The 23,324-nt window shown below is 61.5% G+C and carries 18 protein-coding genes and 1 riboswitch; of the genes, 9 read left to right on the top strand and 9 right to left on the bottom strand.

Going from position 1 to position 23,324, the window contains the following annotated elements; translation table 11 throughout:
- Positions 1-244 precede the first annotated feature (244 nt).
- The gene (locus M1L53_RS23335) at positions 245-1,246 is read left to right on the top strand and encodes an MBL fold metallo-hydrolase (RefSeq protein ID WP_054187305.1); all 1,002 of its coding nucleotides are present in this window, start codon (positions 245-247) and stop codon (positions 1,244-1,246) included.
- Positions 1,247-1,288: 42 nt separating this feature from the next.
- Here M1L53_RS23335 and M1L53_RS23330 read toward each other — a convergent pair whose 3' ends face one another.
- Positions 1,289-2,209, bottom strand: a complete 921-nt coding sequence (locus M1L53_RS23330) for a universal stress protein (RefSeq protein WP_054187304.1) — start codon at positions 2,207-2,209, stop codon at positions 1,289-1,291.
- Entirely contained in the window at positions 2,206-3,651 is a 1,446-nt protein-coding gene (locus M1L53_RS23325) for an amino acid permease (protein WP_054187303.1), read from the bottom strand. Before M1L53_RS23325 ends, M1L53_RS23330 begins: the two co-directional genes overlap by 4 nt.
- Before the next feature lie 160 nt (positions 3,652-3,811).
- On the opposite strand from M1L53_RS23325, the gene M1L53_RS23320 reads away from it, so the two are divergent.
- Both M1L53_RS23320 and M1L53_RS23315 read left to right on the top strand, forming a co-directional pair.
- The gene (locus tag M1L53_RS23320; protein ID WP_054187302.1) at positions 3,812-5,605 is read left to right on the top strand and encodes an alanine racemase; all 1,794 of its coding nucleotides are present in this window, start codon (positions 3,812-3,814) and stop codon (positions 5,603-5,605) included.
- A 31-nt stretch (positions 5,606-5,636) separates the two neighbouring features.
- Complete coding sequence (locus M1L53_RS23315; protein ID WP_054187301.1) at positions 5,637-6,479, top strand: hypothetical protein; 843 nt, start codon at positions 5,637-5,639, stop codon at positions 6,477-6,479.
- Here M1L53_RS23315 and M1L53_RS23310 read toward each other — a convergent pair whose 3' ends face one another.
- Positions 6,480-7,454, bottom strand: a complete 975-nt coding sequence (locus M1L53_RS23310; protein ID WP_003940665.1) for a TauD/TfdA family dioxygenase — start codon at positions 7,452-7,454, stop codon at positions 6,480-6,482.
- 111 nt (positions 7,455-7,565) lie between these two features.
- Between M1L53_RS23310 and M1L53_RS23305 the strand changes: the two genes are divergently transcribed.
- The gene (locus M1L53_RS23305) at positions 7,566-8,114 is read left to right on the top strand and encodes a nuclear transport factor 2 family protein (RefSeq protein WP_232319012.1); all 549 of its coding nucleotides are present in this window, start codon (positions 7,566-7,568) and stop codon (positions 8,112-8,114) included.
- A gap of 3 nt (positions 8,115-8,117) precedes the next feature.
- Here the strand turns inward: M1L53_RS23305 and M1L53_RS23300 are convergent, their stop codons facing one another.
- The gene (locus M1L53_RS23300; RefSeq protein WP_007729258.1) at positions 8,118-8,351 is read right to left on the bottom strand and encodes a hypothetical protein; all 234 of its coding nucleotides are present in this window, start codon (positions 8,349-8,351) and stop codon (positions 8,118-8,120) included.
- Between the two features lie 280 nt (positions 8,352-8,631).
- Between M1L53_RS23300 and M1L53_RS23295 the strand changes: the two genes are divergently transcribed.
- On the top strand, positions 8,632-10,125 hold the full coding sequence (locus M1L53_RS23295; RefSeq protein ID WP_020970156.1) for a stealth family protein: 1,494 nt from the start codon (positions 8,632-8,634) through the stop codon (positions 10,123-10,125).
- Between the two features lie 51 nt (positions 10,126-10,176).
- Here the strand turns inward: M1L53_RS23295 and M1L53_RS23290 are convergent, their stop codons facing one another.
- The 3 genes from M1L53_RS23290 to M1L53_RS23280 all read right to left on the bottom strand — a co-directional run bounded on the left by M1L53_RS23290 (position 10,177) and on the right by M1L53_RS23280 (position 13,991).
- Positions 10,177-11,544, bottom strand: coding sequence for an NtaA/DmoA family FMN-dependent monooxygenase (locus M1L53_RS23290; RefSeq protein WP_054187300.1), 1,368 nt, complete (start codon positions 11,542-11,544; stop codon positions 10,177-10,179).
- A gap of 20 nt (positions 11,545-11,564) precedes the next feature.
- Positions 11,565-12,911, bottom strand: a complete 1,347-nt coding sequence (locus M1L53_RS23285) for an LLM class flavin-dependent oxidoreductase (protein ID WP_054187299.1) — start codon at positions 12,909-12,911, stop codon at positions 11,565-11,567.
- Positions 12,894-13,007, bottom strand: a riboswitch (SAM riboswitch). (Overlaps the previous gene by 18 nt.)
- A gap of 78 nt (positions 13,008-13,085) precedes the next feature.
- A complete protein-coding gene (locus tag M1L53_RS23280; protein WP_054187298.1) occupies positions 13,086-13,991 on the bottom strand; it encodes a phosphodiesterase in 906 nt (301 codons plus the stop codon).
- Positions 13,992-14,330: 339 nt separating this feature from the next.
- On the opposite strand from M1L53_RS23280, the gene M1L53_RS23275 reads away from it, so the two are divergent.
- Both M1L53_RS23275 and M1L53_RS23270 read left to right on the top strand, forming a co-directional pair.
- Entirely contained in the window at positions 14,331-15,704 is a 1,374-nt protein-coding gene (locus tag M1L53_RS23275; protein ID WP_003940669.1) for a dicarboxylate/amino acid:cation symporter, read from the top strand.
- A 172-nt stretch (positions 15,705-15,876) separates the two neighbouring features.
- Positions 15,877-16,236 (top strand): excalibur calcium-binding domain-containing protein, encoded by a 360-nt coding sequence (locus M1L53_RS23270; RefSeq protein ID WP_003940648.1) that lies wholly within the window; start codon positions 15,877-15,879, stop codon positions 16,234-16,236.
- Between the two features lie 52 nt (positions 16,237-16,288).
- Here M1L53_RS23270 and M1L53_RS23265 read toward each other — a convergent pair whose 3' ends face one another.
- On the bottom strand, positions 16,289-17,416 hold the full coding sequence (locus M1L53_RS23265) for an alpha/beta hydrolase family protein (RefSeq protein WP_031333643.1): 1,128 nt from the start codon (positions 17,414-17,416) through the stop codon (positions 16,289-16,291).
- A 112-nt stretch (positions 17,417-17,528) separates the two neighbouring features.
- Between M1L53_RS23265 and M1L53_RS23260 the strand changes: the two genes are divergently transcribed.
- The gene (locus tag M1L53_RS23260; protein WP_054187296.1) at positions 17,529-20,711 is read left to right on the top strand and encodes a DEAD/DEAH box helicase; all 3,183 of its coding nucleotides are present in this window, start codon (positions 17,529-17,531) and stop codon (positions 20,709-20,711) included.
- 113 nt (positions 20,712-20,824) lie between these two features.
- On the top strand, positions 20,825-21,400 hold the full coding sequence (locus tag M1L53_RS23255) for a TerD family protein (protein WP_003940660.1): 576 nt from the start codon (positions 20,825-20,827) through the stop codon (positions 21,398-21,400).
- Positions 21,401-21,481: 81 nt separating this feature from the next.
- Here M1L53_RS23255 and M1L53_RS23250 read toward each other — a convergent pair whose 3' ends face one another.
- Positions 21,482-22,771, bottom strand: a complete 1,290-nt coding sequence (locus M1L53_RS23250; RefSeq protein ID WP_223304601.1) for a plasmid pRiA4b ORF-3 family protein — start codon at positions 22,769-22,771, stop codon at positions 21,482-21,484.
- Between the last annotated feature and the right edge of the window lie 553 nt (positions 22,772-23,324).

Below are 23,324 nucleotides of genomic sequence, written 5' to 3'. Positions count from 1 at the left end.
GCGACTGCTCGACGGATCCGCGATCCGAGGAAGCGCCCAACGCAACGAATTCGCGAAATACGCTATTCAGCAGGAACTTTCGACTCAAGGAGACCATTCAGTCGATAAAACTCTCACCGATCCGAAGTCGACCGAAAACATGCCGAACTCCCGCCAGGCAGGACCTGTGTCACCGACCAATCAAGCGCACGGTAAACATGAAGTACTAAGAGTGCGTTCCCTTACTCGTTAAGAGGTACTTGTTATGAATGGTGCGGCAGCCATCGGTGATGGCATATTCCAGATTCCTGTCCCGATCACGGACAACCCGCTCGGGCACACGCTCGTCTACGCCATGGAATCCCCCGGCGGACTGATCTTGGTCGACGCTGGCTGGGGTGACGACAACGGCTGGCAGGGCCTCAACGCGGGGCTCGCCGAGATCGGGCATTCGGTGACCGACATCGAGGGCGTTGTGGTCACGCACTTCCATCCGGACCACACCGGACTGTGCGGACGGGTCCGCGAGGCGTCCGGCGCCTGGATCGCCATGCACGAGGACGACCACTACCTGTTCGATCAGATGGCCACTGCGCGTAACGAGGAGTGGATGGCGTACCAGCTCGACAACATGGAACGTGCTGGAGCGCCCGCAGCTGACCGTGATGCATTCCGACTGGCTGCCGCGGGTGAGTCTCCCGTGGGCCCCGAGTCCGCTCCCGACCGTCTTCTCGCCGACGACGAGATCATCGCACTCACCGGCCGCGGCCTCCGCGTTGTCTACACCCCCGGCCACACGCCTGGCCACGTCTGCTTCTACCTCGACGACGCCGACGTCATGTTCACCGGCGACCACGTCCTGCAGAAGACAACACCGCACGTCGGCAACTTCGTGTACCCCCTCGACGAGCGAGACGCCCTCGCCGACTTCCTCCACTCGCTCGCACGCGTGCAGAACATGAACATCACCCGCGGTCTCGGCGCTCACGGCATTCCGATCGACGACGTCGGTGGCCGCGCCGGCGAGCTGATCGAGCATCACCAGGAGCGACTCGATCACCTGCTGCAAGAGTTCGCCGACGACAAGCTCACCGTGTGGGACGTCGCGGCAAAGATGAAGTGGTACAAGCCGTGGGCCGAGATCTCCCCGATGGGCAAGACGATGGCGCTGTCCGAGGGTGCAGCTCACCTGCGCCATCTGGTTGCCCGAGAACAGGTCTCTCAGGTTCCCGGCTCCGAGCCCGCGCTCTTCTCCCGCTCGATCTGAAAGATCAGGGTCGACAAGCACTCCGCTTGTCGGCCCTGATCTCTATTCCGCTTCGGCCTGATCGACTATTCGGGTCGACGCCGATCGCGGCACCACTACCACCGGAACCGGTGAGTACCGCACGATCTTCGCTGCGCGACTGCCGAGGAAGACCCGGGCCAGTGGACCTGCCTTGCTCGAGCCGACTGTCAGAACGTCACCTCGATCCCACTCGACGCCCTCGAGCGCCTCGGCCCAGTTACGACCATGGCTGATAACCGATTCCATGACGTCGGGTATTTCGGGCAGTGCACGCACGCGCTCGAAGGCAGCGTTGGTCTCGCGCTCGACTACCTCGGCCCACTCGGAGATGATCGGTGAATCCCCCTCGGTCCCGAGTGTGGTCGTGTACTGCGCGTTTGCGCGAACTGCAAACGCCGCCAGTCTGAGTCCGGCGTCGACACGCGCAGCCACGGTCGCGGCGGCGAGCACCAGATCGTCTTGATCGGGTGTGCCCGAGTATGCGGCGGTGACGCGGCGAACCACCTCACCGGGCTTGGTTCGAAATCCCCTCGGCGCCAGGGCGACCGGAACGTCGGAGCTGTGCAGCAAGCGGGAGGTGACACTGCCGAGAGCCACGTGACCGAACACCCCGGCCGTAGACGAATCCAGGACGATCATCTTGGCTTCGTGCTCGTGAACAAGATCGAGCAGGCCACTCGACGTCGACTGCGCCTCATGCACGACATAGGTCACGTCGACGTCCGAGGGCATGTCGGCCCGCGCTTTCGCCAGCGCCGCTTCGGCTTCGGCTCGCAATTGCTGGTGGTATTCGGCGTCGACACGCGCCATTCCGGGCAGTGGCGGCGAGGGAATCACCGCGCAGATCACCAACGGTTCACCGGACGAGCGTGCCAACAGCGTTGCCAGATGGACGGTTCCGGAACTGTCACCGTCGGGTGCGTATCCCGCGAGCAGCGTCATGACTCGGACTCCGATCCCAATTCGGCGCGGTTCTTCGCCCCGAGGCGCGAGTGCTTCATTCCGTAGGCGAAGTACCAGATGATCGCGACGGTCACCCAGATGAGGAACACGTAGATCGTGACGGTTCGGAGGTCCTTGATGATCCACAGGCAGCCCAGGATCGAGAGGATCGGTGTGACCGGATAGCCGGGAACTTTGAAGCTGCGCGGCAGGTCCGGGTCACTGCGCCGCAGGATGATGACCCCGATCGAGACCACAAGGAAGGCCACCAGGGTTCCGATACTGGTCATTTCGGCGAGGAAGTTGATGGGAATGAAACCGGCCAGAATGCTGATGACGACGCAGACGATGATGGTGTTGGGCACCGGCGTCAGAGTCCGCGGGTTCACCTTGTGGAAGATCGACGGAATCATGCCGTCGCGTGACATCGCGAACAGGATGCGGGTCTGACCGTAGATGACCACGAGCGTGACGCTGCAGATCGAGATCACCGCACCGGCGGCCAGAAGTGTTCCCGGCCAGGTAGATCCGGTCACCTGTTCGAGGATGGCGGACAGTCCGGCTTCCTGACCTTCGAACGATGCGGAATCCTGTGCACCGATCGCCACGGCGACAACGGCGATGTAGATCGCGGTGACGGACACGAGTGCAATGAGGATCGCGAGAGGGAGATTGCGACGAGGGTTCTTCACTTCTTCACCGGCGGTGGACACTGCGTCGAGGCCGATATAGGAGAAGAAGATGATTCCGGCGGCGGACATGACGCCGCTGAATCCGAACGGTGCGAAGTCGGCGAAGTGATTGCTGTTCCATCCGGCGATGCCGACCACGATGAAGAGCAGCAGAATCGCGAGTTTGATCGAGACCATGATGGCGTTGGCCTTGGCCGATTCACTGGCGCCGCGAATGAGCAGAATACCGCACAGGCACACCAGGATCACTGCGGGCAGATTGATGATGCCGCCCTGCTCCGGCGCTTGTGACAACGCGTCGGGAATCTGGAACCCGAAGAGGTTGCCCAGTAACTGGTTCAAGTATTGCGACCATCCGACGGACACCGCCGCGGCCGAGACTCCGTACTCGAGAAGCAGACACGCGCCGACGGCCATGGCCGGAAGCTCTCCGAGCGTCGCGTAAGCGTAGGAATACGACGAGCCCGACGCTGGGACAGCTCCGGCCAACTCCGCGTAACAGATCGCCGTGAGTCCCGCGACGATACCGGCAACAACGAAGGAGATGATCACTGCCGGACCGGCAACCGGGACTGCCTGCGAGAGGACGAAGAAGATGCCGGTGCCAATCGTGGCGCCGATGCCGAACATGGACAACTGCGCCAAACCGATACTGCGGGTCAGCTCACCGCCGTTGGTATCTGCGCCGGTCTCCTGGTCTATCTGCAAAGCCGGCTTGCGCCGAAGTACGTGTTTGACGAGAGTAGCCATCGACGCTCCTCTAGAGTGCCTGGTAGGAAACTGTTGTATCCTCATACTGCACGTAAGTGTCCTGCGACACAACAGTTGGAGCAAAGTTGTCCAGCTCACGCCAACCGTCCGGTCTGGAATGCCCGGATCGTGAACCGCCTTCGGAGAAAACGGGGAGATCATGACCGGACCGACCATCACCGTCGACCTGCGTCGTATCGAACAGAATGCGCGCGTCCTCGTCGAAGCGTCCAATGCCAAGGGTATTGAGGTGGCGGGCGTCAGCAAATCTACATGTGGCTCCCCCAAGGTGGCGCGAGCAATGGTCCGCGGCGGCGTCGCGCAGATCGCCGACTCCCGCCTGGACAACCTGGCCCGCATTCGCCGCGACGGCATCACCGTTCCCTTGATGCTGATCCGCGCACCGTCGTTGAACGAGATCGACGACACGATCCGCTACGCGGACATCAGCCTCAACTCCGAGTTGACGACGATTGCTGCTCTGGGCAGAGCAGCACGAACGCGAGGAGTCGTCCACGACATCGTGCTGATGATCGACCTCGGAGATCTCCGCGAAGGAATCCTGCCGGCGGAGGCGTTGGACGTAGTCGCTGAAATCCTTCCCATCGAGGGCATCAGACTGATCGGAATCGGCGCGAACCTCGCGTGCGTCGGTGGCATCCAGCCGACCGTCGACAACCTGTCGAATCTGGTCTACCTAGCCGACGAAATCACGAAGCGGTTCTCGATCGAACTGCCGATCGTTTCCGGCGGCAATACGTTCTCGCTGCCACTACTCGAGACGGGCACGATGCCCGAGGGGATCAACCATCTGCGTTTGGGCGCCAGCATTGTTCTGGCCGAATCACCTACTCCCCCCGGACTGTACGAACTGCTGAACAACGATGCCTTCACTCTCACCGCGGACATCATCGAGGCCAAGGTCAAGCCGTCGCGGCCGTATGGAGTCTCAGGGGAAGACGCATTCGGCCGACGCCCCGTCTTCGACAACGAGGACAAGCCGAGTCGACGCCTGATCTTGTCCATCGGCCGCGAAGACATCTCGCCGGAAGGCTTGACCCCGATCGATCCGCGTCTGAAGGTGATCAGCGCCAGTAGCGATCACCTCCTCGTCGACGCCGGAGAAACAGGTGACGAATACCGACTGGGTGGCACGGTCGACTTCACGATCGATTACGGCGCGCTCTTGATGGCGATGACATCGCCCTACGTCGAAAAGCGCTACGTCCTGGGCACCGAACCGATCGATGCCAATGCGACCGTCGAATTGATCGACCTCGAAACTACCGGGCTGGCAAGCCATCTCCTCGATCACGGTCTACGCGAGGACATGTCCGGAATCGGTTTCAACTGCATTCAAGCCGAGAACGCCGCCGCGGATCTCACAACGCTGCCGCTGTGGCTCACTACCGAGGCCTGGCAGAACACCAGAATTCCGATTGCCACCGAACCCGGAACCGATTTGGGTGCAATCATTTTCGCCTCCCACGGCGATATCGAACAACTGCTGTCGTCGGCGGCGGATCTGCACGGCCCCAGTTTGGAGAACACCGTCTTGGTGGGCGTCAAGAACGCCACGGTCGATCACAAGCGCGCACTCGACGAGTACGGGGTATTGCTGGTGACGATCGACGAGATCGATCGCCATGGCATGGCGGCCTTGATGCCTCGCGTTCTCGCCGCGGCGGGACAGGGTGTGAACGGCGTCCACGTCCACTTCGACATGGACATCATCGACGGGCGTGTTCTCGGCGTCGACGACACGACACATCTGGGCGGCCTCACATTCCGAGAAGCGCACCTCGCCGCCGAATTCATCAGCGAGACCGGCCTGACGAGATCGATTTCGATCGGCAGCGTTGCGGGAGCGGATTCCGATCCTCTCGGCCGTCAGGCGACCTTCGTCGACGGACTGGTTGCATCGCTGCTCGGGCGCAAGGTGGTCAAAGCCTGACGTTGTCGGCAGCCCTTGCGAGAATCGTTCGATGATCACGCGGAGCTCCGGTCAGCACGTATTCATCGCACTCGGCACGCCGTGGCTCGATGCCGTGGTCGCGTTTCTCGAACCCCGTGCCCGTGTCGATCCCTGGATCATGCGCGGAAAGATGGCCATCGGCGACCTGCTGATCACTGTTCTCGACACCACTCCTCGCACGCTGCTCTGCATCGAGACCGTGGCTGCGCCGTTCGACGGCACGTCGCCGATTGAAGTCGATGAACGCCCGTACGAACTCCACGGTTTGCCCACCGTTCCCGAACTCGAACAACGATGGTCCATCACGTTTCCCACGGACCCGGGGCCGGTCGACGACGCACTGGCGAACCGGATTCTCACGGCCGGCCAGTCACACTATGCGCACTACTTCGGCGACATCGACACGCTGGATCCGACGTCCACAGCTGCCCACGCCCGAACGTTGATGAACGAGCGGGGAAACTGCACAGGTTGCCGCTCACCGCTGCCGTTGCGAATGTTCAACAGCGGTGATCGCCTTCACTTTCATTCCGCATCACGGATCTTCAGGCAGGCTGAACCTGGTGACGACTACCCAGCCGTCCTGTGCCGCAAGTGCACCGGAAGGATGGCCACGTCTGGGCACACCAACTTCATCGACTACATGCTGGCGAAAAATCCACCGTGCCCACACTGCGGTGCACACAGAACCGCTCAGTGTGCCCCGGGGATGCCGGTCCATCCGTTCGATCACCTACCGTGGCTCGCCGCAACTGGCTGCGTCGTGGGACCGGACACCCCGGAATGGACGTGCCGAGCGTGCAGTCACTCATGGGGACAGATGTTCCCGCCGGATCACCCGCAGCACGACTGATCAGTTCGCGGCGAAGCCGGGAAGCCGATCGATGTCCGCGATGATCGAATACTCCGCGGCGTCACCCTGGAGGATTCGACTCTGCTCGCCGTGGACGTCGACGGGGACGTCGCCGGCCAATGTCACTCGGTGCACACTGCGCGCCTGAGTCCCGTAGTCGGCGATACCGTAATGCTGAGTCGCCTGGTTGTCCCAGATCGCCAGGTCGCCGGCCGACCAGTTCCATCGAACAGTGTTTTCCAACTTGATGATTCGTGCCTGCAGGATCTGGTAAAGAGCTACCGACTCCGACGGCTTGAGCCCGACGAACTCCTTGAAGAAGTGACCGAGCAGGAGGGTCTTCTCCCCCGTCGCCGGATGGATACGCACCACCGGGTGTTCGGTCTCGTAGATCTCACGGGTGAATTCGGCGTAGTAGGCCTGGCGCTGCGCGTCTACCGGGTTCGCCTGATCGACAACCTCGGCATAGTCGTAGGCATTGGTGTGAACGGCCCGCAAATTCTCGACCAAGACCTTGAGTGAAGACGGCAGTTGGTCGTACGCGGCGGTGGTCGACGCCCACGTGGTCGCTCCGCCGTACTCGGGAATGGTCGTCGCTCGCAGAATCGAGGCTTTCGGGATGCGGTCGACGAACGTCACGTCCGTGTGCCAACTGTTGGCGGCTCGGTCGAGCACCAACAGCTTGTCGCCCCTGGACTTCACCGTCGGATGCGGGGTGGTCTGGGTGCCGAGGGTTCCGGCGAATTCGTACTGCGACGTGTCGTCGAGATGATGCTGCCCACGGAAGAACACAACCTTGTGCGCTGCCAGCGCATAGTTGATCGCGTAAGCGGTCTCTTCGGACAAGTCCCCGGAGAGATGGACGCCGTCGATGCGGGCGCCGATCAGCTCGCCTACTTTGTGGACGGTGATTCCGCCGGCAGCGTAGATCTGCTCCGGGGTCTGGGTGACACGTTCGAGTTCGGTGACGGACATGGCGATCTCCTGTGAGTCGGTCAAGCCTACGGGCGCGGCAGTCGTCATGGCGCCGCCTACTGTGAACACTCAATCATTTACGCTGCGGGCTCGAATACGGTTGAACTCGAGGTGATCTCAAAGTTCACCGCTCCCTCGCCGGAGAATACTGCCGCTCACTGGGACGAGGCCGTCGTCGTTGTCGTCATGAGCTGTAGCGTGCGATCTGCCGCACCCACGTCTACGGAGGACAGCATGCAACCCGAGGGCCCTGCCGAACAGATTCGTTCAACGCTCGCTCGCATCGCGCATCTTGCCGATACCGGCTCGGTCGAGGATTACGTGGAGCAGTTCACCCGCGAGGCCGAATGGAACATGCCGGCCAACCCCGATCGCGGTATCCCCGCACAGGTACGACGTGGCCGCGAAGAAATTGCTGCTGGAGTAGTCGAGCGTCGAGCCGCCGGCATACAAGGCCCGGGCACATTCACACGCCACATCACCACGGCGATCGCCGTGGACGTGACCTCGGAAACGACAGCCCGCGCGGATGCGGTGTGGACGTTCTACGTCGACACAGCCACGTCGCCCGAACTCAGCGGCGTCGGGAGCTACGCGGACGAGTTCGAACTCGAAGACGGGCGGTGGCGACTGTCGCGACGAGTGATCTCGCGCGGCTGACGGTCAGTCTTCTTCGCCGGTGATCGCCTCACACCAGTCTTCGACCTGATCGATCCCCTCTTCCGTCCATTCCGGGCTCATGTCTTCGAGTGCATCGAAGACAACCTCGCAGGTCAGCATCTCCGGTGAACCCTCCGACCCCGCTGCCTCGGTTCGCTCCGCAGACGCTGTCGCAACTGGGCCGGCGGCCAGCGCAACCGCCATCGCGCCTGTTCCGACCATCGCTTTCACACGCATCGGTTCTCCTCCTTCACTCTCGCTTCGGTCCTCGGGGTACCCGACTCGCCCCGCGCTACCCATCCCCGTCACTCATGTCCGACTTTCGGCGCCGACGGCATAGACTGAGCTCGTCGCCACCACGCTCTCGCAGCGTCGGGGGCGACAGATACACAGCTGGATCAGAATCGGAAGGCATCCCATTACAGAATCTCCCGCTCCGCACGACATCTACTTCGTACCTCCGGAGCAGGACAGCCCCAATCCTGTGGAGCCGGCGTCGGCCGCGTCACGCGCACGGATGGGCGAGCTACCCGAGACCGTCCGATTCAAGAATCGTTTTGCCCTCGCGATCACGACCACCACGCCGCTCGAAGCGATGGTCGAAGATCTCCTCTTCATCCGCGACATCCTCGACGCCGCAGGAATCGAGTATCTACTCGTCCGCGGAAACGACGAGCGCCCGGTCATCGCGGTCAGCTGGACGGAACGCAAGAACCTGCGGCAGGCACTTGTCGAGGGATGCGCAAACGCACCCTTCTATTCCAAAACCGTCGACGCGAAGAAGAGTCCAGCGCTCCTTGTCGCGGACGGTGCCCTGTCGAAAACCAACAAGTCACGGATCTTCCGCTTGTTCCGTCCGAGGGTTCACGTCGCAAGCGGTATGAACTACGGCGCGAACATCGGCGTTCAGATCGAATTGTGGTCGATTTCCGACGAAGAAATCGTCCTACCCGTCGAGAACTCACTGACACGACGAACCGTCCTCCCCGAAGAAGCTGTCCGAGGAACCGTCGAGCGATTCGGCCGGATCTGGCCGACCATCGAGAACATGTTCGCCGATCATGCCTCCGATATCAGCTTCGATATCGATCTTGTCTTTTCCTGGGTCGACGGTTCTTCCAAAGAGTTTCAGGCTCAGCGCGCCAAGCGCATGCAGAACTACATCGTCGGCGAGGGCGACGAATCAGAAGCGCGCTTCCGTCAGATCGACGAGCTCAAATACGCACTTAGATCTATCCACATGTACGCGCCGTGGATCCGGCGGATCTTCGTCGCAACCGATTCCGATCGTCCGGACTGGCTTGCCGACGATCCGCGAGTCACGTTCATGCCCAGCGAAAAGTTCTTCGCCGATCCAAGTGTGTTGCCCACCCACAATTCTCAAGCTGTCGAGTGCCAGCTGCACCATATTCCGGGTCTGGCAGAGCATTTCCTCTACTCCAATGACGACATGTTCTTCGGTCGCCCCGTCGGCCCTGACATGTTCTTCTCCCCCGGTGGGATCAGCATGTTCATCGAGGCCGACACCAGAATCGGATTGGGACACAACGACAACGACCGCAGCGGGTTCGAGAATGCGGCCCGCGTCAACCGCCGTCTGCTGCAGGACCGCTTCGGTCTGATGACCACCAGACATCTGGAGCACGCAGCGACGCCACTACGCAAGAGCGTGATGGCCGAGATGGAACGCGAGTTCGCCGAAGACTTCGCGGCCACTGCAGCAAGCACCTTCCGCGCGAGTTCCAATATCTCGGTGACCAATTCGCTGTACCACTACTACACGCTCATGAGTGGACGGTCGGTGGTGCAGAAGTCCGCCGCCGTCAAATACGTCGACACGACGGTCAAGGCCGGTTTGCGCGACATGGACTCACTGCTCGCCAAGCGCTCCATGGACTTCTTCTGCCTCAACGACGGCAGCGCTCCGGAGATCGATCTGGAACTTCGGACACGCAAGATCACGGAGTTCCTGGAGAGCTACTACCCCATCCCGGCGCCCTGGGAAGCCTAGACGAAACAAGGGCCCAGCCGATTTCGGCTGGGCCCTTGCTACTTCGGTCGATCAGCGTGCTGTCACATGCTCCCGTTGCACCGGAATGGGCAGACCGAGATTGTCACGCAACGTCGTTCCTTCGTAGTCACTGCGGAGAACACCTCGATCCTGCAGCAGCGGCACCACGTCGTCGACGAACTCGTCGAGGCCGGTCGGCACGAGGTGCGACCCGAGGATGAATCCGTCCGAACCGTCGTTGCTGACAAACGAATCTATTTTCTCGGCAACCTGCTGCGGTGTACCCACGATCGGTCCACGCTCGAACTGATCGATCACCACTTCGCGCAGATTCAACTTCTTGCTCTCGGCGACCGCGCGCAATTTTGCCACGGTCGCGAAACGATCCTGGTGAATGAAGGCGCGCCCCTGGATGATCGGCGGAGCCTCGGGGTCTGGTGCGATATCGGGTAGGGGCCCTTCGGGGTCGTACTTCGACAGATCGAGATTCCAGATCTGTTCGAGCAGAACCAAAGCGGTCTGGCCGGTGACCTGCTGGTCGCGAATCTCTCGGTACTTCTCGATCGCATCTGCCTCCGAGGTGCCGAGAACAAAACTCGCCGACGGCAGGATCTTGATGTCACCCGGGTCACGTCCGGCCGCAACGGCACGTGCTTTGATATCGCGATAGAAATCGGCCGCCTCGGGCAATTGACCATACGGTGAGAAGATCGCGTCGGCATTGCCAGCAGCAAAATCGCGCCCCTGCGGCGACACCCCGGCCTGCAGAATAACCGGGCGCCCTTGCGGACTGCGCGGCACCGTGAATCGGCCGTTCACGTCGAAATGTGATCCATGGAAAGCAAATTCACCGGCATCCGGTCGCGCGAGAAAGCGCCCTGATCCCTTGTCGGCCACGATGTCGTCGCTTCGCCACGAATCCCAGAGTTGACGCACCAGCGCTACGGTCTCCTCCGCACGCTCGTATCGTTGCGCACGATCCAGGTATCCGCCGCGACGAAAGTTCTGGCCGGTGAATGCGTCGAACGAGGTGACGACGTTCCAGGCGGCACGTCCTCCGGACAACTGATCGAGCGTCGCGAATTGTCTTGCCAGCTCGTAAGGCTCGTTGAACGTGGCGTTGATGGTGCCTGCCAAACCGAGGTGTTCGGTCACTGCTGCCAACGATGCGAGCACGGTGAAGGTGTCCGGCCTACCGATGATGTCCTGATCGAAAATCTGTCCTGCACGCTCACGAAGGGCAAGGCCTTCGGCGAGGAAGAAGAAGTCGAACTTCCCACGCTCGGCGGTTCGAGCGGTGTGTTCGAAGGTATCGAACTCGATCTGGCTGCCCGCCTGCGGATCCCACCATGCAGTGTGATGATTGACGCCGCCGAGGTAGGCACCCAGGATGACCTGCTTACGCTTCTGAGAACTCATGAAAATGTATTCCTCGTCTGTCAGGCGGCCGGAGTACCGGCGGCGTAGCGGTTGGGAACGTCGATGGGTAGGCCAAGCAGTCGGCGAAGATTCGTCTCCGGATACTCGGTGCGGAATACGCTGCGTCGCTGCAATTCAGGTACCAGCTCACCTGCGATCGCGTCGAGGTCGTCCACGACGACGCCCGGCCGCAACCGGAAGCCGTCGATTCCCAACTGCTGCCACCGGAGCAGAAGATCTGCCAACTCAGCCGCGGTGCCGGTGAAGGTCAGCGCGTCCGAACGGTATTCGGCGCCGGCCTGCGCGTCGAGGCGAGCGAGCCGTTCCTTTCCGGTTTCTTCCGGAGCATCGAAGAATACGACGATGTCGGTGAAGACCCGAAGCGGTTCGCCGGTGCGCTGCACGTGTTCTTCGGCTGCTCGCACTTCACCCAGGATTGCCGTGACCTGCTCGTCGTCGAACGGCGTCACGAACACCAGATCGGCCGTCCGCGCCGCCAGCTCGTACGCGACCCGCTGATGAGCCAATGCGGTGACGACGGGATGCCCCTGCGGCGGGCGCGGAGTCACCGACGGTCCACGGACCGAGAGGTACTTTCCCTCGAAGTCGATGTAGTGCAGCTTGTCCCGGTCGATGAATCGGCGCTGCTCCACATCACGGATCTCGGCGTCGTCCTCCCAACTGTCCCAGAGTCTCCGGACGACGTCGGCTGCCTCCGCAGCTTCGTCGAACAGCGCGCGCACGAAGTCCGAGAGGACGCCTGAAACGATCGACTGACGGTCGGCATCGGTGAGCGCTGGGATGTCGCGGCGCCCGAACTGTGCTGCCTCGGATTCCGACGCCGAAACCTTCACCTGCCATCCGGCGCGACCGCGCGAGGTGTAGTCCAGCGTGGCAACGGCTTTGGACACGTGGAACGGTTCGGTGTGAATGGTGGTGATGGTCGGGATCAACCCGATGTTGCTCGTGATCGGTGCCAGTCGGGCGGCCACGAGATGTGCGTCGAGCCGAGCGCGCACCCGGTCAACCGCGTCGTCGACAGGCTCGAGTGGGTTGGCCGGCACCGAGAGACTGTCCTCGATGGTGACGAAATCGAGCAGACCACGCTCGGCGGTCGTCACCACGTCAGTCCAGTACGACGCGCTGAACAGCTCACTCGGGCGCGAGTGCGGCTCTCGCCAGGCCGCTGGGTGCCAACCGGCACCGTCCAGCGCTACGGCGAGATGCAGCGGAGCAAGATGAGAAGAAGGGGTCGAGGTCATCGGCGCATACTCCTGTTCGAGAACTACTCGGGAGCGCACAGTGCCGACCGCAGAAACCGTCAGCACCCGACTGACGGTTCTCGTGGCGACTGCCGCTTGCGACACGCACCGCGCGTATCGCCAGGTGTGATTCCGGGGCACCCCATCGGCATGAAGGGTTGCCGTCCAGCTAGCCGGTCCTTGTTGCTGGAGCTCTGCACCTACCTCGACGATAGTGAGTACGCGACCGCCCGGCAATCACCCGGAACTGCGCGTGGGTGCCGGAAACCGCCTGCCACCTCAGATGATCGAGCGTGCCGCCTTTTCGCTCTCGAGGATTCGAATGCCGGCAGCACTGAGTCTCCGGGCACCCTCGGCCGCATCGACGGGCTCACCGACCGTCACGTGCGCACCGAGTGGAACGACCGAATGAACAATTGTCTCGTCGTACACGTGCACCAGATTGCACCCCTGAGCACCGTCACGACCACGCTGACCACCGACTTCCACGTTCAAGTCCTGGGTGTAACACGTCGACGACGCCACGGAAACCGGAATGCCGGCGAACGTCGCCGTCGTCGAATAGTGCAGATGCCCAGCAAGAATCGCCCGGACGTCGCTGCCACGCAAGACGTCTGCCAACCGGGACTGATCGCGCAACTCCACCAGAACCGCGAGATCCTGAATGCACGGAACCGGCGGATGATGCAGCGCCAGAATTGTTCCGTCGGGCGCCGACACCGCCAATTCTGCTCGTAACCAATCCAATTGACGATCCGAGATCTCACCGTAGTGATGACCGGGAACCGACGAATCCAAGGTGATCACCCGCAGTCCGTCAAGGTCGTAGACGTTGTCGACGGGATGATCGGTGGCGTCCTCGCCCAACAGCAGAGATCTGAAAGTAGAGCGGTCGTCGTGATTGCCCATCGCCCAGACGACCTGCGCATCGATCTCGGCCGCCACAGGTTCCACGATGGCTTTCAATTCCGCGTATGCGTCGGGGTGTCCCTGGTCGGTCAGGTCGCCGGTGAATATCAGTGCATCCGGGCGTGCGCCCGAGGCCACGATCCCGCTGAGCACTTCCCGCAATCTCGTCGACGCATCCACGGCGTCGTACAACTCCCCCTGAGCCACCAGATGCGTGTCACTGAGGTGCACCAGGAAATGCTTCGGACGCGGGTACTCGGCATTCCGAACGCTCATCGGTCTCTCGCTTCCGCTTGCCGACGCTTAGGCGCCGGTGCGGCACCTACTGATCGTCGAGACTAGTCAACCGACCAACAGTGACTGATCGGGGCACACCCGACGAACACGAAGCGAACTCCCGCGGCGACCCTCGGGATCGAGTAGTTGAAGCTGCGAGTAGTGTGTGGACAGTGTTGTTCCTGACCAGTCGGCGTTACGTCGACCTTCGCCTGCAGGCGAGCGCAATGTGTACGCGCTCGCTCTGACCTGACGCGTACCAGGAAACATTTCTTCGAATCTGCCCGGCCTCTGGTGCCGCGCTGCGTTTCGCTCCCTTGATTTTCGAAAGGCATAGTCATGCCCAGCTCCACCTCCACCGGCGTGCCGGAAAAGTCCACGTCCCGTTTTCCGTCCTGGGCGACGGCATTCGGACCGCAGATCGTCGCCGGTCTCGTACTCGGTGTCATCATCGGTCTCGTCGCCCGGGCAATGCCTGATGCAGCCGACGGCAACGTCAACTGGTTGGTCGGCACCGTGCAGACCATCGGTTCGAGTTACGTCAAGCTGCTCACCGTTGCGGTGATCCCGCTGGTGTTCACCGCCATTGTCAGCTCCATCGCCAATCTGCGCCAGGTCGCCAACGCCGCTCGCCTGGCCGTGCAGACCTTGCTCTGGTTCGCGATCACCGCTTTCATCGCTGTGATCATCGGCATCATCGTCGGCCTGATCACCGATCCCGGTTCACGGACCGACGTCGCCGCCGAAGCCGCGAAGGAACCCAAGAGTTCCGGCTCGTGGTGGGCGTTCATCACCGGACTGGTTCCGAACAACTTCCTGGGGTTGGGTGCAAAGACTTCCGTCGCCGAAGGCGTGGCGACTACATCGCTGAGCTTCAACGTCCTGCAACTGCTCGTCATCGCCGGCGCAATCGGCATTGCTGCACTCAAGATCGGTCCCAAGGCTGCTCCGTTCCTCGAGTTCAACGCATCGCTTCTCGCGATCGTTCAGAAGGTCCTGTGGTGGATCATCCGACTCGCCCCGATCGGCACCGCTGCGCTGATCGCCAACGCTGTCGCCACCTACGGCTGGGATGCAATCGGCTCGCTGGGCGTCTTCACCGCCGCCATCTACATCGGTCTGGCCATTGTCTTCTTCGTGGTCTACCCCATCCTGATTGCCGCACACGGTCTCTCGGTTCGAAGCTTCTTCTCCGGTGTCTGGCCCGCAACTCAACTCGGGTTCGTCTCGCGCTCGTCGATCGGCACCCTGCCGCTGACCGAACGCGTCACCGAACGCAACCTCGGTGTTCCGCGTGAGTACGCCTCGTTCGCCGTTCCGCTCGGTGCCACCACGAAGATGGACGGTTGCGCCGCAATCTATCCCGCGATCGCGGCAATCTTCGTCGCCGGCTTCTACGACGTTCCGCTGACCTTCACCGATTACCTGCTGATCGTCGTCGTTTCGGTCATCGGCTCGGCAGCAACGGCCGGAACTACGGGTGCGACAGTCATGCTCACACTCACACTCTCCACCCTGGGTCTTCCCTTGGCCGGCGTCGGACTGCTCCTCGCAGTCGAACCGATCGTCGACATGGGCCGCACCGCAGTCAACGTCACTGGCCAGGCACTGGTCCCGGTCATCGTCGCAAAGCGTGAGGGAATCCTCGACAAGGAGCGCTTCGACGCTCCCCGCAACGGTGATCCCTTCGCCGAGGAACTTGTCGACGCGTAATCCTCGATGACAACAGCAGCGTCCCCGCACCTGAGCAATACGGTGCGGGGACGCTGCTTTTCACCCCAGATTTCACCCTTACCGAAATAAACCATTTGGTCGTTATGACCAGTATGCTCAGCCGGCACAGCCCTCAGAAGTGGAAGGGCTGCCCAGTTGAACACGAGGTCACATGAAGCTCCGCCGTCTGGCATTCAGCGTCGCAGGTTGCGCCGCAATCACTCTGGTTGCCGCACCCGCCGCTCAGGCATCCACGGTTTTCGATTTCCTACCGATCGAGATCGCACGCATGATTCCGACTGGCTCTGCCGACGCAGTCCAGCCGTTCCTTCCCCCGGTCTTCGCACCGCCGGCGCCGCCCGCTCCGCAAGCGCCCCAGAACCAGCCGGCGCCGCAGAACACTCCCGCACCAGCGCGGTACTACCAGAACTGCACAGCCGTTCGTAATGCCGGCGCAGCTCCGTTGTACCGGGGCCAGAACGGATACGCCCCGCATCTCGACCGGGACAACGACGGCATCGCCTGCGAGTGATCCAACGCTCGGGTTGTGGTGCATCCACAACCCGAGCACTGTTGTCGAACCGTCAGACGCCCAATGCCCGGGACAGAGTCGGCCACGCCTTCGGCAGTCGTTCACGCCAATACGCCCACGCGTGCGTGCCGTTCGGCTCGTAATCCACCTGCGCCGGAATCTTCAGCTCCTGCAACCGAGCGTCGAACATCTTGGTGCAGGCGTGGGCGGCAACCTCGATGCCGCCGCCGATCACCAGACGCTCGAGCAGTTCAGGAGTCTGCAGAGTCTCGTCGGACCCGGGACGACCATTGGCCGTCGACACGTAGATTTCCTTGCCACGCAACTTCTCTGCGTTGATCAACGAATCGTGTGCCTCCCACTCCGGGCCCCCTGGCACACCCCAGATGTTGGCCGGATCTCCGCTTCGAGAAGAAATCGTGGCCTGGACGGCAGTTCGGCCGAGCGGATCCATCGTGGAATAACAGCCGCTGAACACGGCAACGCCGCGATACATGTCCGGAAAGCGTTGGGCGAGCATCATTGCACCCATCGCGCCCATGGAATTGCCGGCAATCGCGTTGATTCCGTTGGTCTCGAGTCGCGCGTCGATCAGCGGTGGCAACTCCTCGGTGATGAAGGTTTCCCACTTGTGCAGTCCCAGCCGCGGATCCGGATTCTCCCAGTCCGAGTACAGGCTCGCGATTCCGCCATTAAGCATCACGACGTTGACGTTCTTGTCGGCGAAGAACGCCGGGGCGCCGCCGATCGTCATCCATCCGCTGCTCTTCTCTCCGGCGTCGACGCCCTCGAGCATGTACAGCGCCGGGCGCGGAACCGAATTGTCCGCGGGTAGCAAGATCTCGACGCCGACCTCGCGTCGAAGTGCGGGCGACGCCACCGTCAGCCTGATCGCCTGTGGTGCGGTCACCTTCTCGCCGACGATGGCCGGGACGACGATGTCGTCGCGCAGGTCCGGTTTGGGGCCCGGATCCTCCTGAAGTGGTCCCGGGATCGTCGACCCCGAGCTCACGCTTCCCTCGACGCTGCCCAGACTTCCCGAGCTTCCCGAACTACCCGAGCTTCCGGAACTCGGCGCTGCCGTCGACAGTCCGCCCAATTGCAAAGAAAGTGCACAGACGGCCAAACACACCGCACCTGTGCGCGCAGATCGAATCCACGCACGCCGCTCAGTCCTCATGAAACTCCCAAACCAGTCAAAGATGTTTCCGTGAACATACCGTGCAGTTCGGACTTTCTTGGACAAACGACCACGACAAGATCTGTCGGTCGCCGCTACTAGGCTGGCCCCCGTGCAACCGGATTCAGTCAGGGCCCTCGACCTCGACCGAATTCGCGCTGTCGTGGGCACAACCACCTACGAACGCGGACTTGTCTACCTGGGGGAGAATGCAGTCGAATCCATCGGATGGAACGACACCGCTGACATCTTGACCGGCGCTGTATCGGGAACTGCGCGAGAGCCGTACACCTGCACGATTTCGGTAAGTCGCAGCGCGGCCGGTACAGCAACGTTCACGCGTGGCCTCTGCACGTGTCCCGTGCGGATGAACTGCAAGCACGTAGTCGCGTTGGTGCTCGCAGCGGTTGCGGAGGCGAACAAGACTCCACAACACCTCGGATGGGACAGCTCGCTCGAGGAGTTGCTCCGACCAGACCTGGCCGGCCGCACTACACGTGGACTTGGCATTCAATTCACCACCCGAACCAAGGGCGCATCGACAAGGCTCATCATCAAACCCGTACAACCAGGAGCGAGAGGGTGGATCTCCGGCGGGCTCGCCTGGAACAAACTCGGAAGCACTTTTCAGTTCCCCGCAGATCACCTCCGGGTTCTACGCGACATACATCTCCTCCACAGCGCCGGCAACTACTACCGAAATCAAAATGCCGCGGAAATCGATCTTGCCGGGTTCGCGAGCCCGCAACTCTGGTCGCTTCTTCGTGAGGCCATCAGCGTCGGCGTTTCACTCGTTCACTCGAAAGCCGGCCTCGGCAACATCTCCCTACTCTACGACGCCAACATCTGCCTCGACGTCCACGGAGCGGAAAACAACAACCTCCGTCTCACTCCCCGAATTCAGACCGATGGGCACATCGTGACTCATTCCGACTGGGGACTGGTCGGCACGCCGGCACATGGCGTCTTCGCGCTCGACGCCGCCAACGCGATCACTCTCGCACCACTGCACACGCCGATAACTCACCAATTGAGGCAGTTGATCGACTCCGGAAAATCGGTCGACATACCCGCCGAGCATCGGGATGCATTCACGTCGCGGTTCGTGTTCAAACTCGGAAACCTCGCTCCCGTCATATCTTCCGACGGTGCTTACAACCCACCGACTGTGTCCGGTCCTCGGCTACAACTGATGGCCACTTACGCGGACAACCACCGCATCGACATCGAATCGGCATGGAAGTACACCGTCGATGCCGACGAACTGATCATTTCTACCGCGGACACAACCACCGACGAGTCCGAGATCCGCAACCACGTTGCCGAAGATGCCATTGCCAAGAGCCTCGGTGCTGCCGCGGCGAAGGCCACTCTCGCGGGAACTTTGACCGGCCTCGATTCCATGCAGTTCACACTCGACCTCCTGCCCCAACTCGAAGCGCACGACGCCATCGACCTCACGGTTGCAGGAACCCCCGCCGACTACCGGCCTGCAGACGACGCTGTCGTGATCGGCCTCAGCACATCAGCCCCCGACGGGGACAGCGGATCCGACTGGTTCGACCTCGATATCACCGTCGATGTTGCGGGACAAAGCGTTCCGTTCACAACACTGTTCTCTGCTCTGAGCAAGGGCGAGACTCACATACTGCTACCGGACGGCGCCTTCTTTCGGCTCGACGCACCTGAACTACTCGGCCTGCACCGTCTCATCACCGAAGCGCGGTCGCTACTCGATCGGCCCACCGGCAAACTCGGGATCAGCAAATTTCAGGCCGGACTGTGGGAAGAATTGACGGCGCTCGGAAGGGTCGAACATCAAGAAGCAGCTTGGAAGAAGCAGATCGCAGGATTGCTCGGCAGTTCGGGCATCGATCCCGTCGAAGTCCCGGACACGTTGACGGCAACGCTACGTCCCTATCAGGTCGACGGATTCCGTTGGCTCAATTTCCTGCGCCAGCACAGCCTGGGCGGCATACTCGCCGACGACATGGGCCTGGGCAAGACACTGCAGACCCTCGCAATGATCTGCGCTGCAAGGCAATCGAATCCAGCCGCGCCTCCCTTTCTGATCGTCGCACCCACCAGCGTCGTATCCAACTGGAAGTCCGAAGTGGCGAAGTTCGCACCGACCCTCCACACCGCTGTCATCACGGACACGCTGCGCCGCAGAAAAACCGATCTGGCCGCACTCGTCGGCGGGGCGGACATCGTCGTGACGTCGTACGCTCTCTTTCGCCTCGACACCGATGCGTATTCCGCCGGCCGCTGGTCCGGACTGGTACTCGACGAAGCCCAATTCGCCAAGAACCACAAGTCCAAGGTCCACCAGTGCGCGAGGGCGGTGAACGCACCGTTCAAACTCGCGATCACCGGTACACCCATGGAAAACAATCTTCTGGAGTTGTGGTCGCTCCTCGCAATCACTGCACCAGGACTGTTTCCCAGCCCCACCACCTTCACCGACGTCTACCGCACTCCCATCGAAAAAGACGGTGATACAGAACGATTGGCGCAACTGCGACGACGCGTCAAACCGCTGATGGTGCGGCGCACCAAGGAACAGGTGGCCGCAGACTTGCCGCCCAAGCAGGAGCAGGTACTCGAGATCGAGTTGCATCCGAGCCATCGCGCGATCTACGACACCCACCTGCAACGCGAACGGCAGAAGATTCTCGGACTGCTCGACGACGTCGACAAGAACCGATTCACGATCCTGCAATCGCTGACGCTGCTACGCCAACTCAGTCTCGACGTCTCGCTGGTCGACGAGGAAAGCGGACCCGTCCCATCGGCCAAGGTCGAGGCTCTCGTCGAGCAATTGGACGACGTCATTGCCGGCGGACACCGTGCGTTGATCTTCAGCCAATTCACCGGGTTCCTCGGTTCTGTCCGCAACCGACTCGACGAGGAAAGAATTCCGTACAGCTATCTCGACGGTTCGACGCGCAATCGCGGTGAAGTGTTGGAGGAGTTCAAGTCTGGTGCAGTCCCCGTCTTCCTGATCAGCCTCAAGGCTGGTGGCTTCGGCCTCAATCTCACCGAGGCCGACTACTGCTTCATTCTCGACCCCTGGTGGAACCCGGCCGCCGAGGCACAAGCGGTCGACCGTACTCACCGCATCGGGCAGACACGAAACGTCATGGTCTACCGCCTCATTGCCAAAGACACCATCGAAGAGAAGGTCATGGCGCTCAAAGCCAAGAAGTCGGCATTGTTCTCGAATGTCATGGACGCCGAAGGCACACTGGGCACCGGACTCGACGCCGAGGATCTTCGCGCGCTGTTCGAGTGAGGTGCCTATTCGGTCGAACCGCACCTACCCGCTCACGGTAATGTGAGTCGCGAACGGACAACACAGAACTCCCGAACGAAGAAATCCACTTCGTTCGAACGAGAGGAACCTGAATGGGCGTCACACTTGCCAAGGGCGGCAACGTATCTCTGTCGAAGGCCGCACCCAATCTGACCAAGGTCGCAGTCGGTCTCGGCTGGGATGCACGCAGCACCAGTGGTGCCGACTTCGACCTCGACGCCAGCGCGTTGGTCACCGGCCCGGAACGCAAGGTCCTTTCCGACCTTCACTTCGTCTTCTACAACAACCTTCGCTCGCCCGACGGATCCATCGAGCACACCGGCGACAACCTCACCGGTGAAGGTGACGGCGACGACGAGGTCATCAACGTCGACCTCCCGGCTGTACCGCCCAACGTCACCAACATCTTCTTCCCCGTCTCGATTCACGACGCCGATGCGCGACTCCAGTCCTTCGGACAGGTCACCAACGCCTACATCCGCGTCGTAGATCTGTCGAACGGCTCCGAACTGGCACGCTACGACCTCTCCGAAGATGCATCCACCGAGACAGCCATGCTTTTCGGTGAGCTCTACCGCCACAATGGCGAATGGAAGTTCCGTGCAGTCGGACAGGGATACGCATCGGGACTGGCCGGAATCGCCCGCGACTACGGCGTGAACATCTGATCTCTATCGGTACACGAAACGGGGTTCGATTCGGCATTGCCGGATCGAGCCCCGTTTCGGTTGTCTGCGTCGACGCGCGAGTTAACGCCGCAGGATCGCCCTCGCGAGGTGAACAGCCCAGGGCGAGTCCGCTTTGCTGCCGAACTTCCCCAGCTCGTACCCCGTAGCGCCGATCAATCCGAGCACCTCTACGGTGCTCCCGGACGTGTCACGTCTGGAAGTCTGAGCTCCAGCCATCAGGATGCTCGACGACCGAATCGACTCCAGCGCTCCCGCGACGAAACGATGACGATCCGCCGGCGACATGCCGGCGGCTACGGCAAGGAGGACGAGGAGTTCCACCGCTCTCTGCGAGCCGCCGGGCGCAACCGGAACTCCCTCGACGATCACCGACCACGTCATTGACGCGTCCCGCTCTGCCGACTGTCCCCGCTTCGTCAGAACAATCTGCCCTTTGTGCTTTCGCACCAGGCCGAACTTCTTGAGCACTGCGAAGAGTGATCGCCCTTGGGGAAGGTTTACAGGTCCCAGTTCAGGTTCGTCGAGCATCGCGTCGACCGTCGTGAAGAAATCATCGGCACCGATCCCTTCGACACCGATCAGAGCCAGAACCGCTTGAATGCGTTGGCCCGCCTCGACGTGGACCAACTCCCCGATTGCCGACTGATCGTCAATGCCTGCTCGGGCGAGGACCGCATGCAGTTCCGGGACTCGCGAGGGTCCCAGGCATTCGACGAGCTTCGCAATGTCGTACGACGCAGCGATCTCGTCCGGTCTAGGACTATGCAGTCGATTATTGACCTCAGCGATCTCGAATCGTGTCGGCTCGAAATCAGTTTGTGGCCATTCGAGGGTCCATTCATGGGAGCGCAGCTTCTCCGAAGCGAGAACACCGAGGAGTTGCTCGTACTCGTCAGGTCCGACGCATTCCTCCGGCGGACAAGCACCGCGACCCGCGGCACACACAACTTGGAACCCGTCGGGCAGTACTTCGGAAGATTCAAGTGTCAGCGTGTGGCGCCAGTTCCCGAAGCGTCCGTAGCGATAACTGATTTCATCGCCAGGCGAGACCATGACCTCGTCCAGGCGTACCGCGGACTCTACGATCGCCGCTCGGCCGGCCCGACGCTGCTCGGCGTTGCTCCCGGAAGCTACGTACTCTTCGACCTCGCCGGGAAATCGGCTGCCGGACTTGGACCACGCGTGCGATTGACGGTCACTCCACCCCATTGCCCGTTGAACCACCGAATGCAGGTCATCCAGATTCAGATCCGACGCGACGAGGATTCGTCGCCAGATCTGAGTGGAAACATTGTCGACACTGATACGTATCGCGTATTGCGCCGGTACCGCGCGCCTCTTCGAACGCAACGATCGCGCAATCTGAATGCCCCCACGCCCTCCGCCAGCTTCTAGTACAAACCTTTGCAGTTCTTCAGGTTCCGTCGGAACGAGTCGCAAATGCGACACCCTCGAGCTGCTCAACCCCACCATGAGACTCAGCCTAGGCCAAAGTGCTAGGGACGAAGGCACAAAATCGGAGAGTACTTCGGACTTATGAGACGGTTCACAATCTATACCTTGGCTAACAAATCGCTACGTGCGTCGGCGACGGCATCTTCCTCGTCCAAACCCTGCCCTGATGGTGAACGGCACGTTCGGTCGATCTGAGGCGACGAAAGTGCCGTTCACTCGATGCGGGGATGCTCCCCCTTCGATCGTGCGAACGGTGCGTTGGGTCGATCTGAGGCGACGAAAGTGCCGTTCGCTCGAAGTCGGGGCCGGCGAAGGTACTTTCAGGTGATGGTGGGGTGTTTTGGGTACGAGAAAGCCCCCCAACCAGTACTGGTTGGGGGGCTTCTCTAATGTGTGTTCGGCGGTGTCCTACTCTCCCACACCCTGTCGAGTGCAGTACCATCGGCGC

This window comes from Rhodococcus sp. T9N, assembly GCF_024436645.1.
In the GTDB taxonomy this organism is placed as follows: domain Bacteria; phylum Actinomycetota; class Actinomycetes; order Mycobacteriales; family Mycobacteriaceae; genus Rhodococcus_F; species Rhodococcus_F qingshengii.
This window is presented reverse-complemented; position numbering and strand designations above follow the sequence as displayed.

Bases quoted from the DNA above. Each gene is read 5' to 3' on its own strand.
- M1L53_RS23335 (WP_054187305.1), top strand. From the start codon at position 245: ATGAATGGTGCGGCAGCCATCGGTGATGGCATATTCCAGATTCCTGTC.
- M1L53_RS23330 (WP_054187304.1), bottom strand. From the start codon at position 2,209: ATGACGCTGCTCGCGGGATACGCACCCGACGGTGACAGTTCCGGAACC.
- M1L53_RS23325 (WP_054187303.1), bottom strand. From the start codon at position 3,651: ATGGCTACTCTCGTCAAACACGTACTTCGGCGCAAGCCGGCTTTGCAG.
- M1L53_RS23320 (WP_054187302.1), top strand. From the start codon at position 3,812: ATGACCGGACCGACCATCACCGTCGACCTGCGTCGTATCGAACAGAAT.
- M1L53_RS23315 (WP_054187301.1), top strand. From the start codon at position 5,637: ATGATCACGCGGAGCTCCGGTCAGCACGTATTCATCGCACTCGGCACG.
- M1L53_RS23310 (WP_003940665.1), bottom strand. From the start codon at position 7,454: ATGTCCGTCACCGAACTCGAACGTGTCACCCAGACCCCGGAGCAGATC.
- M1L53_RS23300 (WP_007729258.1), bottom strand. From the start codon at position 8,351: ATGCGTGTGAAAGCGATGGTCGGAACAGGCGCGATGGCGGTTGCGCTG.
- M1L53_RS23295 (WP_020970156.1), top strand. From the start codon at position 8,632: ATGGGCGAGCTACCCGAGACCGTCCGATTCAAGAATCGTTTTGCCCTC.
- M1L53_RS23290 (WP_054187300.1), bottom strand. From the start codon at position 11,544: ATGAGTTCTCAGAAGCGTAAGCAGGTCATCCTGGGTGCCTACCTCGGC.
- M1L53_RS23280 (WP_054187298.1), bottom strand. From the start codon at position 13,991: ATGAGCGTTCGGAATGCCGAGTACCCGCGTCCGAAGCATTTCCTGGTG.
- M1L53_RS23275 (WP_003940669.1), top strand. From the start codon at position 14,331: ATGCCCAGCTCCACCTCCACCGGCGTGCCGGAAAAGTCCACGTCCCGT.
- M1L53_RS23270 (WP_003940648.1), top strand. From the start codon at position 15,877: ATGAAGCTCCGCCGTCTGGCATTCAGCGTCGCAGGTTGCGCCGCAATC.
- M1L53_RS23265 (WP_031333643.1), bottom strand. From the start codon at position 17,416: ATGAGGACTGAGCGGCGTGCGTGGATTCGATCTGCGCGCACAGGTGCG.
- M1L53_RS23255 (WP_003940660.1), top strand. From the start codon at position 20,825: ATGGGCGTCACACTTGCCAAGGGCGGCAACGTATCTCTGTCGAAGGCC.